Genomic DNA, 14,927 nt, shown 5'->3' with positions numbered 1-14,927 from the left:
ATGACATTTCGTGATCTCGCCGAGCGGGGAAGCACCGCCCGCGCGCTACGTCTCCGGGGCTTGATCGTGGTGGCAACGCTGGTAGCGGTTGCGGCAATGTTGAACCAGACGGCGGAGGGTACGTTCGGCGAGACCTTTGAGTTGACGGTCGTGGCGAACACAATCGGTGAAGGTCTGGCGCCGGGTGCAGAGGTCAAGTTCCACGGGCTGTCCATCGGCGCGGTCAAGAAGTTGGAATCGGTGGGGTACAACCGCCAACGGATGACGGTGGTGCTCGACCCCCGCCAGGCCCGGGCGCTGACCACCGACACCAAGGCCCGGTTCACCTCGTCGAACGTATTCGGCACGGCCGCGGTTGAACTCGTCAGTGCGGGCAGCGGCCCACCGCTGAAACCCAATCAAACTTTGGTGATGAGCGACGACGTGCAGGCGGCCTCCATAACCGGACTGCTGCGGCAGGGACAGAAACTGACCCGAAACTTCGACACCCCAGAGTTCGATCATGTCATCGCGGTGCTGCGCCGGCATGCCGACATCGTCGAACCGTTGGCCCGGGCCGGGTCCGATCTGGCCAGGATCATCGCCGACACCGAGACGATGCCTGTCGCGCAATCACTTTCGGTGCTGGCGTCGTTCGTCGGTGGCCTGGGTGACGTGCTGCCCGTCGTTGGACTGACCACCAACCTCCTCGACGGGCTGGACCCGTTGACGGCACCGGATGCGGTGGAACGCACCAACCGAGTCTTCGCCCAAACCGGACAGTTGCTGGCCGATGTCGGCCAGATATCCGCCCAGCACAGCACCTGGATCGTCCAGTTGGTCAATGCGATCATGAACATCGGCATACCCGTCTCCTTCGCCGCAGGCAGCCTAGCTCCCGCCTACGACCGGATGTCGGGGCTGCTCGACCGTGCGGACAGTGCCCTCACGGTGGTCGACGGGCAGGTCCGGCTACGCACCGAGGTGATCCTGGACGGCGGGACCGGCCGATGAGAAGGCTTGCCAAACCTGCGTTTTGGCTGACGCTCTTCACAGCGGTGGCCACCATATGCGCGATTCTACTGCTCACCGCGTTGCGCAGTCCGGTCCGCGGCCCGGTCTTGCACTACGCAGCGACATTCACCGACGTCTCCGGTCTGGATGTGGGCAACGACGTCCGCATCTCCGGGGTGGAGGTCGGCAAAGTGGAGGCCGTCCGGCTTGACGGCCGCACCGCGCGAGTCGATTTCACCGTCCTTGACGCACATCCGGTCTACCGCAACACGATCGCGGCGGTGCGGTATCAGAACCTGTTGGGGCAGCGCTATGTGGAGTTGGTACAAACCTCGGCTCCGGGCGAGCGGCTGCCGGCCGGGTCGGTGATTGCGGTCGGTCAAACGTTGCCGTCCTTTGACATCACGAAGCTGTTCAACGGGTTTCGCCCGGTATTTCAGACTCTGGATGCCGCCCAGCTCAACCAGTTCGGGGAGAACCTGCTGCGGCTGATTCAAGGTGATGACACCGGAATAGGCCCGGTACTAAGGGATCTGGATGCCATCTCCAAGTACGCGGTGAACCGCCAGGCGGTCATCAAGGTGTTGCTGGGCAACCTCAGTGAACTGTCGAAAGACCTCGGCGGCAAGTCGCGACAACTCTTCCACCTGATCGATTCGCTCAACGATGCACTGGACACCTTCACGGCCAGAGCCGAGGACTTCCGCACCTCGATCGACATCGAGCTGCCGATGATGCGCAGCCTCGTTCAGGTGCTGCAGTCCGCCGAGCGCGGCTTGGATGCCTCGACGTCGCCGCTGTACGGCCTGGCGACCCGGTTGTTTCCACAGACGCCTGCGGTGATCGCCGGTCTGTCGTTGACACCAACCCTGATCCAAGGCTTGCGTGATTCGGTCGCGGACGACGAGCGCCCAGCATTCACCTGCACCGATGGCGAAGTCCACCTACCGGTCATCGGCGATGTGTCCTTCGCGCAGCAGAGTTTGGTGGTGTGCCGGTGATCACCTGGCGGCTTCGGCAGCGTTGCGCGCTGAACGAGCGCGCGGCAGCGGTGCGCAGTCGCCGCCTGGGCATCGTCGGTGTCCTTGCTATCGTCGTGGCGCTGTGCGCCACCGGACTGGCGTACGTCAACCCGACCGGCCAGGCCAGTTATACCGCGAATTCCAGTACTTCCGGAGGTGTGCGCAGCGGCGACGAGGTGCGCATCGCGGGGATTCCGGTGGGCAGGGTGACCAGCGTGGCGCTGCGTCGCACGCTTGTCGAGATCAAGTTTGGCGTCAAGCGTGACGTCGTGATCGGCTCGGACTCCACGCTGGACATCAGACTGCTGACACCGCTGGGCGGTCACTATCTCGCTCTCGAGCCACAGGGCGTTATCCCGCTGGGACACAATGTCATTCCCCCACAGCGGGTGAAGACGCCGTTCGAGGGCAACGACATAATCCAGGCGGTAACCCCGTTCGTCAGAGACGTCAACGGCCAAGTTATCCACGACACGTTCGCGGAGCTGGCCAACGCCACCAACAAGTACCCCAACGCGCTACGGGACATCCTGCAGTCCGCCAACCAGCTCACCCGATCGCTGACCAAGATGGGCGGCGACTTTCACCGCGGCATGGACTTCATCAATGACGCCAGCGCCGCCTTCGTCTCGGGGCGCCGACAGCTCATGGCCTTGCTGGAGCAGTTCGCCCTGGTGGGGCAGCGCTACACGTCGAAGTCGGTCGACATCATCGAGTTCTTCACGCTACTAGGCGAACTCTCCCGCATCATCGACCGGGTTATGGCGTTCTACGACCGTGACTTGGCGCCGTCCATCAACGGGATCGACGACATCGTCACCGCCCTGGTCGCACACCCCGAGCGAGTCGGCAAAGCCAGCGAAGGTCTGAGTCAAATCGTCAACGTGCTGATGCCGATGCTGCGGGGTGACGGTGTCGTGGTGCTCGATCAGCGCAACCAGGTACTGCGCGCTGAGAATCTCTGCCTGCCAAACATGGTTAAGCGGTGCTGACATGAAGAAGAAGACAGCGATGATCGCGATCGCAGTCGCGGGTGGGGTCGCTGCCGCCGTGACCGGTGCCAAGATAATGGCACCCGCATCCACCGACACCAGGACGATGTGCGCCGAATTCACGGACGCCGTCGGGCTTTACCCCGGTAACAAGGTGCGGTTGTTAGGTATCGACGTCGGCTCGGTGACGGCGATCGCCAACCGGCCCGACTACGTTCAGGTCGACTTCACCGTGCCCGGCGATCTCGAGCTGCCCGCCGATGTCGGCGCACTTACCTATTCGCAGTCCATCGTCGCCGACCGACATGTAGAACTCAGCAAACCCTACGCCGGCGGCCCAAAATTCTCTGGCGCGCAGTGCATCAAGCTCGGATCCACCAAGACTCCGATCAGCGTCAGCCAAACCTTCGCAGCTGTCGACAAACTCGCCGGCGCAATCCTGGAAGTCCAACCTGACCAAGATGCGGCAAGAGCCTCGGGCGCGCAGGCGATCAACGACAGCCTGGCCGCCTTGAGCCGGTCGCTGGAAGGAACCGGCCCTGGAATCAACGAGACACTGCGCAATCTGGTCGCCCTCGTCGGCGATCCCGGCCACCCCGACGCGGAGTATCGGCAGCTACTGACCAACAGCGAGATCCTGACCTCTGACCTATTGGCGCACTGGCAGACCTTCACCGCGGTGATCGGCACGCTGCCGGAGAGCCTACGGATGATCGAAGGGCTTTCCAATGGATTCGGTTTGGCGCTAGGTCATTTAGCGCACGCGCTGCCGCTGTTGGTCGATGCGCTAAGCCGGTTCGGCCCACGCGCCTACAACAACATCGGCGGCAGACTGATCCCTTGGCTGCGCGATGTGCTAACCGCCTACACCCCGCAGATTGTCGGGTTGATCAACGGCCTGGCTCCGGTGTCGGATTGGGTTGCGTCACAATACCGGCCGGAGTGGGGTAGCCACCATCTGACGTACCTGCCTCCGCAGGTGACGGCTTCGCCGCAGCAGGCCGAGTCCATCTGCGACATGCTGCGGCAGCGCAACACGCCCGGTGCCGCGGCGGCCTGCGGCACCGGCACCCCCTCCGATGCGATCACGCTCGGGCTGACGGACCTACTCCTCGGAGCGGCAGTGTCATGAACCGGCGCGTGAGACTCGCTGTGCTGCTGGCCTTCTTGTTGATCGGCTTCCTGACCGGGTGCGGACTCGACCCTACTCGGCTACCGGTACCGGGTTCCTACGCGCCAATCGCCAAGTACACCATCAAAATTGAGTTCTCGAGTGTGCTGAACCTACCGGCCAGGGCGAAGGTCGACCTCGGCGGTGTCCAGGTGGGCGTACTGGACCGGGTGCAGTTGGCCGGCGCGACGGCGGTCGCCTACGTGGAGGTGGACAGGAGCGTCAAGTTGCCGCAGAACACCCGAGCGGAGTTGCGCCAGGCGACGGTGCTGGGCGACATTTACATCGCGTTGCTGCCGGCGGATAACCCGCTGCCGGCGTCACTGCGTGACGGTGACACCATCCCGCTGCGCAACACCGTTCCGGCCGACAACGTGGAGGACATCCTGCGGTCGGTGTCCACACTGGTGTCCGGTGGTGCGCTCAACACGCTGGAAGAGTCCGTCGTCAACTTCAACAAAGCGTTCTCCAAGGACCCCGCTGAGCTGGATCGGATGCGGCAGAAGCTGGCCGCGACGATGCGAGACCTCGCCGCTAACCAGGACACCATCGACCAAATCCTGGCCAGCACCGAAGGCGTCAGCAACGACCTGTTAGCCAACACCGGAGCGTTCGACCGGCTGATCAGCGACGGGCCGGCCCGGTTGCAGGGCATGGCCGCGGTGCTGCCCAACATCATCGCGTTGCTGGTGTGCGCGCAAGATCTGGGCCGCTACGGAGGGCAGTTGCTGGTTCCCAACACCGCGGACTTCCTGCAGATGCTGTCCTACATCACGCCCACGGTGCACACAATCGCGTCGTCGGACACTACCCTGCCGGCGCTGTCCGAAAGGATCATCGCCCTGATGCGCGACAAGCTGATCCCGTTCTACAGCAACGGTGGTCCACGGCTGAGTGTGTCTGTCAGCCCCGGGGAGCGTGCCGAGGAGTCAATTTCGGTGTTGCGAACGATGGGGATGCTGCCATGAAGTTCAATGCCACGATCACCAGTGTGATTCTGGTTGCGGTGACGTTGCTCGGCGCGGGTTACCTCACCTTCGGTGTACTCAAAGTCGAGCCAACCGCGCAGGCCACCCGGCTGACGCTGCTACTGGACAATTCGGGCGGGCTGATGCCCACCTCGCAGGTGACCATGCGAGGCATCCGGATCGGAAGGGTCTCCGGAATCAACACCACAGCAACCGGTTTGAAAGTCTCCGTCGAACTCGATCGGGCATACCCGGTTCCAGTCGACAGCGCGATCAGTATCCAGAACCTGTCGCTGGTCGGCGAGCAGTACATCGACTTCAAGCCGAAACACGTTGCGCCGCCGTATTTCGGCAGTGGTACGGTGATCCCCGCGGAGCGGGTCGCGTCTGCCGTCACGGTCAGCGACCTGCTCAACAAGGCCAACGCGGTGCTCGCCGTGCTCAACCCGTTGTACGTGAACAACATCGTCGGCTCGGTTTCGGCGGCATTTGCGGACAACGACGCCACCCTGGATTCGCTGGCCGCAACCGCGGGTCTGGCCGCCAGCATGGAACGTGACAACAAGCAGGCCCTGGCAACGTTGTTCGGCAACCTCGCGACGTTGACCGCCAACCTGAGGGCGCAGAATGTCGGTGGTGTCCTCACCGCGAGCGGACAGCGATTACCCGACTCGATCATGGCTCTGGCCAGGCTGACTCGCGAAGTCGATGAGTATGCCCACACCGGTGACGGTGTTCTCGCACCCGGCGCACCGGTTCCCACCTTGGTGGCCAATCTGCGGCAGTACCTCGAGATGCTGTCGGGTCCACTGTCCACGTTCGCTGCAGCGTTGGAGCCGGCGACCGCGCCGCTGCGTGGATTAAAGGTCGACGCGGGGCACTTCGTCGATCTGTGGGAGTCAACTTTCAGTGATGCAGGCGCAGTTCGCGTGCAGGTGACGGTACCGGAAGGACACCAATGAGTGGCATCGTGATCGCGGACAGGGTCGACGAGGACCCGCAGCCGCAGCTGGACCGGTCGGAGGTGACGGCCCACGCCGGGTCGAATCGGTTGCGCCGGTTGTGTACCGGTGTCGCGGACCGTTGGCTGCTGTGTGTTATCGCAGCCGCGGTGTTGGCGGCCGGTTGGTTCGGATTCGGCAAGTACCGCGACGCGTGTGACGAGTTGGCCGCGCTGCGTGGCGTATCGGCCGATCGTGCTGCGGCGGCCAAGCTGGCCACTGATTACGCCCTGAAGTCGCTGACCTACACCTTCGAGGATCCCGACGCGTTCTTCCGCAACGTCGAGGACGATGTTTCGCAGGCGCTGAAGGACAAGTACGTCAACGCGACCGAATTGCTGAAGGGCATCATGCTGCAGGCGCAGGTCACATCGTCGGGCGAGGTGCTGGCCACTGACGCGGAGGCCCAACCCGGACAGGTGTACCAGGTGGTGGTATCGGCTGCGCAGACCACGCGCAACCTGCAGAACCCGAAGCCGCGGGTGTCAGTAATCCTGCTGCAGATCACCGTCAGCAAGGTCGGTGACAAGTGGCAGGTCTGCGACATCGGGCCCAAGACTGGGAGCCACCCAATCCCGGACCAGCTGGTTCCGATGGCGCCGGCCAACGGCGGCCGGTGAACGCTTCGAGGTTTGACGCTGCGCGACGCGGAAATACGCTGCACTATGCCGGGAAGGGCCGCTACCAATGCACTCGTCGGATACCTCAACACCCAGATTGATCGGATCGTGGCCGGTGAGGTCGGCCTGCGCGGCGGGGCGGACCCGATTCACGACACGCGGGTGGCGATCCGCCGACTTCGCAGCACGCTGCGGGTGTTTCGTCCCGACCTGGACAGTTCGGCGATCGGCGGCTTGGACCTCGACCTCAAGTGGTTCGCCGGACTGCTCGGTGAGGTGCGCGACTGCCAGGTGCAACTGCGTCGTTTCGACCAAGCGGTCGAGGAACTCCCCGACGTGCTCGTTCTGGGTCCGGTCAAATCGCGAATTCGCAATGACCTGAAAGCAATCGAGTTGCCGGCGCGCGCCCGGGTGAGCGAGGAGATGGACTCCGAACGCTACCTGAACCTGATGACGGCGCTGCTCGACTTGCGCACCACACCGCGCGTCGTGCACGCAATCACGGGCAAGCGACTACGCAAGCGAGTTGAGCGCGCGGGTCGCAAGGCGGATCGCCGGTTGACGGTCGCCTTATACGACGGCTCGGACGAGATGCTGCATCGTGCACGCAAGGCCGCAAAGCGCGCCCGCTATGCGGGCGAACTGTGCAAGCCAGTCCATTCGGGATCTCGGCGAATCATCAAGAAGTACAAGGGTATTCAAACCTTGCTGGGTGATCATCAGGATGCGGTTGTGGCCTGCGACGTATTGCGGCGGATGGCGGTGACTGCGGGAACGACCCAGGGCGAGAACGGTTTTACCTACGGCCTGCTGCATGCGCGCGAACAGCAGATCGCGTTGCGCAGCCGTACGGCGGTGCGTCGGCTCTGAGTTCGGCGCAGCGCCGCGAGCCTCCAGACAACAGGTAACGCTGCTGCGAAAAGGTGAGTGGAGGGATTCGCAGCAGCGTTACTGGACTGGGCCGGATCAGGTGTGCGCTTGGCGGCGGTGCTTAGCGTCGCGGGGCTCGCCCGAGTCTTGGTGGGTCTCGACTGAGTCTTCGGTGCTCGTCTGTGTCGGATCTAGGTGGTCCGCGCGCTTCCACTGCTCGTCGAGTTGTTCGCGGGACGCCGCTGCTTCGTTCTGGTGAGCTGCGGCGCGGTCTTGCAGCCGGGCCGCCTCAGCGGCTTTGGCCTCCGCTTCGGCCTGTGCGGCACGGGCCTTCGCGGCGGTCTCCTCGGCGAGCGCTTCACGGCGCTGAACGCGGGTGGATTCCAGCTTGGCCTGCTCGCGGATCTCTTCGGCCTGCTGCACTCGGCGGCGGCGCTTGGCCCGCGCCGACACCGCGACCACGACCACGATCAGCGCGACGACCACCAGTGCGGCAATGACAATCCATACGATGTTGCTGGTACTCATCACGAACTCCCGTTGCTAGATCGGTGTGCAAAGCTACCGTCTCTGACGGGTCCCCATATTCGACAGATATAAAACACCGCCTCCGACGTCCTAGGGCTAGGTTCGTGGACATGGACTTGACTGCTTACTTCGCCAGGGTTGGCTACGGAGGTGATACTGCACCGGGTCTGGACGCCCTGCAGGAACTGATAACCGCGCACATCAACGCGGTTCCTTTCGAGAACCTCGACCCGTTCACCGGCGTACCGGTCGATGATCTGACCCGAGACGCATTGACCGACAAGCTGGTTCGACGCCGTCGCGGCGGGTACTGCTATGAACAGAACGGCCTGATGGGTTACGTGCTGACCGAACTGGGCTACCGGGTCCGCCGGCTCGCCGGCCGGGTGGTGTGGATGCGCCCGTCCGACGCTCCCACGCCGGCGATGTCGCATACCGTGCTCGCGGTGACGTTCCCTGGCTGCGCGGGCCCATATCTGGTCGACGTCGGCTTCGGCGGGCAGACGCCGACATCTCCGCTGCGGCTGCTGACCGGTGGCGAGCAGGAGACGACACATGAGCCGTACCGACTCGAGGACCGCGGCGACGGGATGTTGCTGCAGGCGAAGGTCCGCGACGAATGGCAGTCGCTTTACGTGTTCACCACGCAAACCCGGCCCCAGATCGACCTTGTAGTGGGCAGTTGGTGGGTCTCGACTCATCCGTCGTCGCATTTCGTCACGGATCTGATGGTGGCGCGGGTGAGCGAGGACGCCCGGATGAATTTGGCCGGCCGCAACCTGGTCATCCATCGCGCGGGCCGCAGCGAGAAGACTGTGCTGAACAGCGCTGCCGAGGTCGCTGACGCACTCGGCGAGCTGTTCGGGATCAATCTGGCGGATTTCGATCGCGCCGCGCTGCAAGCGCGTATCGAGACGCTACCGGTTGGGCAGCCAGGGACCGATTCGGGCTAGCGCCTTCTCGATGTCGCCGCTCGGCCCGGCGAACGACAGCCGGACGTACGAATTTCCGCGGGTCGGGTCGAAGTCGATGCCGGGTGCGATCGCAACTCCGGTGTCGGCTAGCAGCTTCGAGCAGAACTCCAACGAGTCGCCGGTGAAGTCGGAGACGTCGGCGTAGACATAGAACGCCCCGTCGGTCGGAGCCAGCCGCTCGATACCGATGCGGCGCAGGCCGTCCAGCAGCATCGTCCGGTTGACGGCATAGTTCTTGAGGTTCGCCTCTGCCTCGGCGATCGCCTCGGGTGTGAACGCTGACACGCCTGCGATTTGTGACAACACCGGCGGGCAGATGGTGAAGTTGCCGGTCAGGCAGTCCACCGCGCGGCGCAGCTCCTCGGGTACCACCAGCCAGCCCAGCCGCCATCCGGTCATCGCGTAATACTTGGAGAAACTGTTGACCAACACCGCATTTCGTGATGTCGTCCACGCGCAACTGGTTTGCGGCGCACCCCGGTAAACCAGCCCGTGGTAGACCTCATCGCTTATCAGCCGCACGTCGTTGTCGTCACACCACACGGCGATTGCCGCCAGTTCCTGCGGCCCAATCACGGTGCCGGTGGGGTTGGCCGGGCTCGCGACGATAACGCCTTTGATCGGCGGATCGAGTTCGGCGAGCATCTCGGCGGTGGGCTGGAACCGAGTGGCTGGCCCGCACGGAATCTCCACCACCTCACAACCCAACGCGGACAGAATGTTTCGGTAACACGGGTAGCCGGGACTGGCCATCGCCACCCGGTCACCCACGTCGAAACAGGCCAAGAACGCCAACAGAAACCCGCCCGACGACCCGGTGGTAACCACCACCGCGTCGGATTCGATGGAAATCCCGTACTGCCGTTGGTAGTCTGCCGCGATCGCGGCGCGCAACTCGGGGATGCCGAGCGCAACGGTGTAGCCCAACTGGTTGAGATGCAGGGCGGACGCGGCGGCGGCCCGCACCGGTTCGGGGGCGCCGACGCTGGGCTGACCCGCCGAGAGGTTGACCAGATCACCATGGGTGCGCTGTCGCTCCGCGGCGGCCAGCCAGACGTCCATCACGTAGAACGGAGGGATGCCCGCACGCAGCGCGACGTGGTTGGTCATGATGCCGACAGGACCTCTGATTCCATGCGGCGCAGCACGTCTCGGGTCGAGCCGAGCAACTGCGCACTGCCGTGCGCGCGTTTGAAGTACAGGTGCATGTCGTGTTCCCAAGTGATCGCGATGCCACCGTGCAGCTGGATCCCCTCGGCCGCGACGGTATTCAGTGCCTCGGTGGCAGCCAGCCGTGCGGTGGCGGCGTTGACCGCGGTGGGCTCACTGCACGCACCGTCGACGACGGCCTTGGCCGCCGAGACGCTGACGTACAAGTCGGCCATCCGATGCTTGAGCGCCTGAAAGCTACCGATTGGTCGGCCGAATTGCACTCGGCTCTTGGCATATTCGACGGTCAGCTCCAGGCAGCGCTCAGCGGCGCCGATCTGTTCGGCGGCCAATAGGATCGCCGCGGTGTCGGCGAGGCCAGGGTCCGCGCCCAGCTCAGTGGTCTCCTTGGGTGCCACCCTGGCCAGTCGGCGGGTCAAGTCCATCGCGGTGACGGGCTCGACGCTGAAGCTTGTCCACCTGCTCAACTGGCCATCGCTGCTGGCAACGACGACGTCGGCGATGTCGCCGTTGACCACAAAGTCGGGGTCGAGCACCAGCGCGCCGATCGAGCGGCCTTCGGCGAGCGCGCCGAGCGTCTCCTCGTCGGGTGACGGCGCAGCCAATAGGGCGAGCTCGGCCAGGGTCGTACCCAGCAGTGGGGATGGCACCAACGCGCGACCCAGCTCCCGCAGAACCGCGGCGGCATCGGCGAGCTCTCCCCCCGCGCCGCCCAATGCCTCGGGTACCACCAGGGCCGCGGCACCGACCTGCTCGCACAACAGCTGCCAGAGTGACTCGTCGTAACCGCGCTCGGACTCGATCGCCGCGCGTACCGCGGCCGGGCCGGCATGCTTGGACACCAGTGCCGCCACGGTTTCCCGCAGCATGTCCCGTTCGTCATTGGACGTCATAGCGCCTCCAGAACTCGGCGTCGGTGTGCTTCCGGTGTACCCCACGCCGAGCGCAGTGCCTGCACCCGAAGTAGTAGCAGCGAAAGGTCGTGTTCCTGCGTAAAGCCGATCGCCCCGTGGGTCTGCAACGCAGAGCGGGCGGCCAGCAGTCCGGCCTCTCCGGCGGCCACTTTAGCCGCGCTGATGTCGCGCGGCTGCATTGTCACCGCCGCGCCGTACACCAGCGGCCGGGCCAATTCGATCGCGATGTGCACATCCGCCAACTTGTGCTTGATCGCCTGGTAGGAACCGATCAACCGGCCGAACTGGGATCGCTGTTTGGCGTATTCGACACTGCCGGCCAGCAGCGCCTCGGCCGCGCCCACCAGCTGGGCCGCGGTGGCCAGCACGCCGAACTCGTAGGCGCGGGGGATGTCGGCCTGCCAGGCGTCGCCGGTCGCGGTCACGTCGTAGAGGCTACGGCTGGGGTCCACTGACTCGTGGCGGTCACCCAACTCAGCCTCCCGCACTCCGTCGGGGCCCGCGAGCAGTACCAGCCCCGCGGTGTCGGCGTCGACCGCGCGCGGAACATCCGGCGGCAGCGCGACGGTGGCGATCAGGTCTCCGGATGCCAGACCGCCACTGCGCGCGTCTTCGGCGAGCAGAACGGGTGCCACCGCAATGGATTCGGTCACCGGTCCCGGCACGCACCAATGTCCTAGCCGCTCCATGGCGACGGCCAGGTCCACCGGTGCGGCATCGATGCCGTCGAACTTCTCCGGAACCAGCAGCGCGGTGACGCCGAGGTTGGCCAGTTGGTGCCAAACCTTGAGGCCGGGAGCGGCATCGCCGGCCGACCAGGCCCGTACCGCACCCGGCAGATCCGCTGCCCCCAACGCGGCGTCGATGCTGGCAGCGAAATCGCGCTGCTGTTCGTCAAGTGTGAAGTCCATATCGCTTCTACCCCTTCTTCTCTCGGGGCAGTCCGAGTAGCCGTTCGGAAATGATGTTGCGCTGAATCTCGTTGGTGCCCGCGTAGATCGGCCCGCCCAATGCAAACAGCAGGCCCTCGGTCCACGAGCCGGCCAATTCGCCGTCGGCCGCGCGAATGTCGAGCGCGGTCTGATGCAACTCGACGTCGAGGTCTGACCAGAACACCTTGGTGACCGAGGATTCCGGGCCCAGCTCGCCGCCGCCGGCCAGCCTTGTCACCGTTCCGAATGTCTGCAGTCGGTAGGCCTGCGCCTTGATCCAGCCGTCGGCCACCCGGTCGGCGAACTCGGGGGGCGAGCCATTTTCGCGCCACAGCTGCACTAGCCGCTCGGCCGCGGCCACGAAGCGGGCCGGGCTGCGCAACGACATGCCCCGCTCATTGCTCGACGTGCTCATCGCCGCCCGCCAGCCGTCGTTGGGCGTGCCGATGACGTCCTCGTCCGCAACGAAGACATCGTCGAGGAAGATCTCGCCGAAGCCGGTGTCCCCACCGAGTTGGACAATCGGGCGCACCGTGATGCCCTTGGCCTTCAGATCGAACATGAAATACGTGAGCCCGTTGTGGCGCTGCGAACCGGGGTCCGAGCGGAAGAGGCCGAATCCCATGTCGGCGAACGGTGCCCGTGAACTCCAGATCTTCTGACCGTTGAGCAGCCAGCCGCCGTCGGTCTTGGTCGCGGTGGACCGCAGCGATGCCAGGTCGCTGCCGGATTCCGGCTCCGACCAGGCCTGGGCCCAGATCTGTTCCCCACTAGCCATTTTCGGCAAAATGCGGTCCAGCTGTTCGGCGGTGCCGTGCGAGAAGAGGGTGGGTGCCAGCATCGAGGTGCCGTTGGCGCTGGCCCGCCCGGGGGCGCCGGCGCGGAAGTACTCCTCCTCGTAGACCACCCAATGCAGCAGCGGCGACTCCCGTCCGCCGTACTTTTTTGGCCAGGTGATCACCGACAGGCCCGCGTCGAACAGCACCTTGTCCCAAATGCGATGCTGGGCAAAGCCTTCGGCATTGTCGTAAGACTTCGTCGGAACCGAATCCCGATTGGCCGCGAGGAAGTCGCGTACCTCGGTCGCGAAGGCCAATGTTTCTTCGTCGAAATCTAGTTCCATGTCAATCCATCTCGATCTCGGTTAACCGAACGTGGGTTGGGGACGAGACGCCACGACGATAGGTAACTACGTTCCACGTACGACATCAGGTCCACTCCCGCAGTTGTGGCTTGACCACCTTGCCGCCGGCATTGCGGGGCAACACCGTGACGAACCGCACCGATCGCGGGGTCTTGAAGTTCGCCAGATGTTCGCGGGTGTAAGCGATTACCGCCGCCTCGTCGAGTTCGGCGCCCGGCTTGACCACCACGAACGCGCGGCCCACTTCACCGAGCCGCTGGTCTGGAACTCCGATTACCGCGGCGTCGGCCACGCCCTCCAGGCGCATCAACACTTGCTCGATCTCGGCGGGATAGACGTTGAACCCGCCGCAGATGTACATGTCCTTGAGACGGTCGGTGATGCGCAGATTGCCGGCGTCGTCGACGATGCCGATGTCCCCGGTGTGCAGCCAGCCTTCGGAATCGATGGCGGCCGCGGTCGCGTCCGGATCGTCGAGATAGCCCAGCATCACGTTCGGGCCACGCAGTAGTACTTCCCCCGAATCATCAACGCGCAGTTCGAAATCTGCGAACGGGCGGCCGCAGGTAGTCGCCACCGTCACGGCGTCGTCCTCGGGACGGCAGGCCGTGCCCATGCCGTTGGCCTCGGTAAGGCCGTATGCGGTCAGCACGATGTCGATGTCTAGCTCGGACTGCATGCGTTCTACCAGCACCACCGGAACGGTGGCCGCCCCGGTCACCGCGAACCGCAACGAACTCAGGTCGTAGTCGCCGCGCGCGGGATGGTCGAGCAGCGTCTGGTAGATGGTGGGCGGTCCGGGCAACACCGTGATGCGGTGTTGCTCGATGGCCTGCAGGGTGCGCAGCGGGTCGAAGGTCAGGTGCGGGATCAGCGTCGCGCCGGTTTGCAGGCAGGCCAGGATTCCGGCCTTGTAGCCGAAGTTGTGGAAGAACGGGTTGATGCACAGGTAGCGGTCAGCGGCGGTGATCTTGCCGTTGGCCGCCCAGGCGGCCGAGGCGCTCAGTGACTGGCGGTGCGCGCACAACACGCCTTTGCTACGACCGGTGGTGCCGGACGTGAACAAAATGTCGCTGACGTCCTCGGGGCTGACGCCGGCGGCACGTGACCGGGCGGCCGCGGCGGCCCGCGGGTCGTCGCCGTGCGCGATGAACTCGTCCCAGGTGCCGTCGTTCTCGTCGACCGGGATGCGCACGATGTGGCGCAGCGCGGGCAGCGCGGTGAGGTCCAGGTCGGCGGCGCGGTCGGCGCCGAGGAACCGGCCAGCGGCGAACAGCAGCGGCGCATCCGTGCGGGCCAGGATGTCGGAGGCCTCTTCGGCGGTGTAGCGGGTGTTCAGGGGCACCATGGCCGCGCCGGCATAGTGAATGGCCAGGCACGCGACGACCCAATGCCAGGTATTGGGCGACCAGATGGCGACCCGGTCCTTCGGTTCGACGCCGAGCACGACCAGAGCGGCCGCGGCGCGACGCACTTCGTCGCGTAGGGCAGCTGCCGTGAAGCTGCGATCGTCGGTGATCAGAGCGTCGTGATCCGGGTTGGAGTCCGCGAATTGATCCAGCGCCGCGGGAATGGTGCGGGTGTTGCCGGTCACGGGGCTGCTCCTGTATCCATTGCCCGCCTCCTCC

The 14,927-nt window shown here is 64.9% G+C and carries 15 protein-coding genes; 9 read left to right on the top strand and 6 right to left on the bottom strand.

Going from position 1 to position 14,927, the window contains the following annotated elements; translation table 11 throughout:
* Genes H0P51_RS25835 through H0P51_RS25800 form a run of 8 tightly spaced genes read left to right on the top strand, consistent with a single transcriptional unit; the run spans nt 1 to nt 7,637 of the window.
* The gene (locus H0P51_RS25835) at nt 1–993 is read left to right on the top strand and encodes an MlaD family protein (protein WP_180915635.1); all 993 of its coding nucleotides are present in this window, start codon (nt 1–3) and stop codon (nt 991–993) included.
* A complete protein-coding gene (locus H0P51_RS25830; protein WP_180915634.1) occupies nt 990–1,994 on the top strand; it encodes an MlaD family protein in 1,005 nt (334 codons plus the stop codon). Before H0P51_RS25835 ends, H0P51_RS25830 begins: the two co-directional genes overlap by 4 nt.
* Nucleotides 1,985–3,007: an MlaD family protein gene (locus H0P51_RS25825; protein WP_180915633.1), complete on the top strand. Its 1,023-nt coding sequence runs from the start codon at nt 1,985–1,987 to the stop codon at nt 3,005–3,007. Before H0P51_RS25830 ends, H0P51_RS25825 begins: the two co-directional genes overlap by 10 nt.
* Nucleotide 3,008: 1 nt before the next feature.
* On the top strand, nt 3,009–4,139 hold the full coding sequence (locus H0P51_RS25820; protein WP_180915632.1) for an MlaD family protein: 1,131 nt from the start codon (nt 3,009–3,011) through the stop codon (nt 4,137–4,139).
* A complete protein-coding gene (locus tag H0P51_RS25815) occupies nt 4,136–5,146 on the top strand; it encodes an MlaD family protein (RefSeq protein WP_180915631.1) in 1,011 nt (336 codons plus the stop codon). Before H0P51_RS25820 ends, H0P51_RS25815 begins: the two co-directional genes overlap by 4 nt.
* The gene (locus H0P51_RS25810) at nt 5,143–6,108 is read left to right on the top strand and encodes an MlaD family protein (protein WP_180915630.1); all 966 of its coding nucleotides are present in this window, start codon (nt 5,143–5,145) and stop codon (nt 6,106–6,108) included. The genes H0P51_RS25815 and H0P51_RS25810 overlap by 4 nt, the downstream gene beginning before the upstream one ends.
* Nucleotides 6,105–6,767: a hypothetical protein gene (locus H0P51_RS25805; protein ID WP_180915629.1), complete on the top strand. Its 663-nt coding sequence runs from the start codon at nt 6,105–6,107 to the stop codon at nt 6,765–6,767. The genes H0P51_RS25810 and H0P51_RS25805 overlap by 4 nt, the downstream gene beginning before the upstream one ends.
* A gap of 45 nt (nt 6,768–6,812) precedes the next feature.
* Entirely contained in the window at nt 6,813–7,637 is an 825-nt protein-coding gene (locus H0P51_RS25800; protein WP_180915628.1) for a CHAD domain-containing protein, read from the top strand.
* A 96-nt stretch (nt 7,638–7,733) separates the two neighbouring features.
* On the opposite strand, the gene H0P51_RS25795 is transcribed toward H0P51_RS25800, so the two are convergent.
* Nucleotides 7,734–8,165 carry a hypothetical protein gene (locus H0P51_RS25795; RefSeq protein ID WP_180915627.1) on the bottom strand — a complete coding sequence of 144 codons (432 nt, stop codon included), beginning with the start codon at nt 8,163–8,165 and terminating at the stop codon, nt 7,734–7,736.
* Nucleotides 8,166–8,269: 104 nt separating this feature from the next.
* Here H0P51_RS25795 and H0P51_RS25790 point away from each other — a divergent pair, with 104 nt between their 5' ends.
* Nucleotides 8,270–9,118, top strand: a complete 849-nt coding sequence (locus H0P51_RS25790) for an arylamine N-acetyltransferase family protein (RefSeq protein WP_180915626.1) — start codon at nt 8,270–8,272, stop codon at nt 9,116–9,118.
* Here the strand turns inward: H0P51_RS25790 and H0P51_RS25785 are convergent.
* The 5 genes from H0P51_RS25785 to fadD3 form a co-directional block, all read right to left on the bottom strand.
* Complete coding sequence (locus H0P51_RS25785; protein WP_180915625.1) at nt 9,083–10,249, bottom strand: pyridoxal phosphate-dependent aminotransferase; 1,167 nt, start codon at nt 10,247–10,249, stop codon at nt 9,083–9,085. The two genes, H0P51_RS25790 and H0P51_RS25785, sit on opposite strands and share 36 nt — an antisense overlap.
* Nucleotides 10,246–11,202 carry an acyl-CoA dehydrogenase IpdE2 gene (gene ipdE2, locus H0P51_RS25780; protein ID WP_180915624.1) on the bottom strand — a complete coding sequence of 319 codons (957 nt, stop codon included), beginning with the start codon at nt 11,200–11,202 and terminating at the stop codon, nt 10,246–10,248. Before ipdE2 ends, H0P51_RS25785 begins: the two co-directional genes overlap by 4 nt.
* Nucleotides 11,199–12,134: an acyl-CoA dehydrogenase family protein gene (locus H0P51_RS25775; RefSeq protein WP_180915623.1), complete on the bottom strand. Its 936-nt coding sequence runs from the start codon at nt 12,132–12,134 to the stop codon at nt 11,199–11,201. The genes ipdE2 and H0P51_RS25775 overlap by 4 nt, the downstream gene beginning before the upstream one ends.
* A gap of 7 nt (nt 12,135–12,141) precedes the next feature.
* A complete protein-coding gene (locus H0P51_RS25770; protein WP_180915622.1) occupies nt 12,142–13,278 on the bottom strand; it encodes an acyl-CoA dehydrogenase family protein in 1,137 nt (378 codons plus the stop codon).
* Between the two features lie 85 nt (nt 13,279–13,363).
* Complete coding sequence (gene fadD3, locus H0P51_RS25765) at nt 13,364–14,893, bottom strand: 3-((3aS,4S,7aS)-7a-methyl-1,5-dioxo-octahydro-1H-inden-4-yl)propanoate--CoA ligase FadD3 (RefSeq protein ID WP_180919232.1); 1,530 nt, start codon at nt 14,891–14,893, stop codon at nt 13,364–13,366.
* Nucleotides 14,894–14,927: the final 34 nt, after the last annotated feature.

It is taken from the genome of Mycobacterium vicinigordonae (assembly GCF_013466425.1).
Lineage (GTDB): Bacteria > Actinomycetota > Actinomycetes > Mycobacteriales > Mycobacteriaceae > Mycobacterium > Mycobacterium vicinigordonae.
Note: the sequence above shows the minus strand (reverse complement) of the source record. Positions and strands in the feature narration are given on the sequence as shown.

What these genes read in the sequence shown, in the direction of transcription:
- H0P51_RS25795 (WP_180915627.1), bottom strand. Translation starts at nt 8,165, where the DNA reads ATGAGTACCAGCAACATCGTATGGATTGTCATTGCCGCACTGGTGGTC.
- H0P51_RS25810 (WP_180915630.1), top strand. Translation starts at nt 5,143, where the DNA reads ATGAAGTTCAATGCCACGATCACCAGTGTGATTCTGGTTGCGGTGACG.
- H0P51_RS25815 (WP_180915631.1), top strand. Translation starts at nt 4,136, where the DNA reads ATGAACCGGCGCGTGAGACTCGCTGTGCTGCTGGCCTTCTTGTTGATC.
- H0P51_RS25805 (WP_180915629.1), top strand. Translation starts at nt 6,105, where the DNA reads ATGAGTGGCATCGTGATCGCGGACAGGGTCGACGAGGACCCGCAGCCG.
- H0P51_RS25775 (WP_180915623.1), bottom strand. Translation starts at nt 12,134, where the DNA reads ATGGACTTCACACTTGACGAACAGCAGCGCGATTTCGCTGCCAGCATC.
- H0P51_RS25830 (WP_180915634.1), top strand. Translation starts at nt 990, where the DNA reads ATGAGAAGGCTTGCCAAACCTGCGTTTTGGCTGACGCTCTTCACAGCG.
- H0P51_RS25800 (WP_180915628.1), top strand. Translation starts at nt 6,813, where the DNA reads ATGCCGGGAAGGGCCGCTACCAATGCACTCGTCGGATACCTCAACACC.
- H0P51_RS25770 (WP_180915622.1), bottom strand. Translation starts at nt 13,278, where the DNA reads ATGGAACTAGATTTCGACGAAGAAACATTGGCCTTCGCGACCGAGGTA.
- H0P51_RS25785 (WP_180915625.1), bottom strand. Translation starts at nt 10,249, where the DNA reads ATGACCAACCACGTCGCGCTGCGTGCGGGCATCCCTCCGTTCTACGTG.
- H0P51_RS25820 (WP_180915632.1), top strand. Translation starts at nt 3,009, where the DNA reads ATGAAGAAGAAGACAGCGATGATCGCGATCGCAGTCGCGGGTGGGGTC.
- H0P51_RS25835 (WP_180915635.1), top strand. Translation starts at nt 1, where the DNA reads ATGACATTTCGTGATCTCGCCGAGCGGGGAAGCACCGCCCGCGCGCTA.
- ipdE2 (WP_180915624.1), bottom strand. Translation starts at nt 11,202, where the DNA reads ATGACGTCCAATGACGAACGGGACATGCTGCGGGAAACCGTGGCGGCA.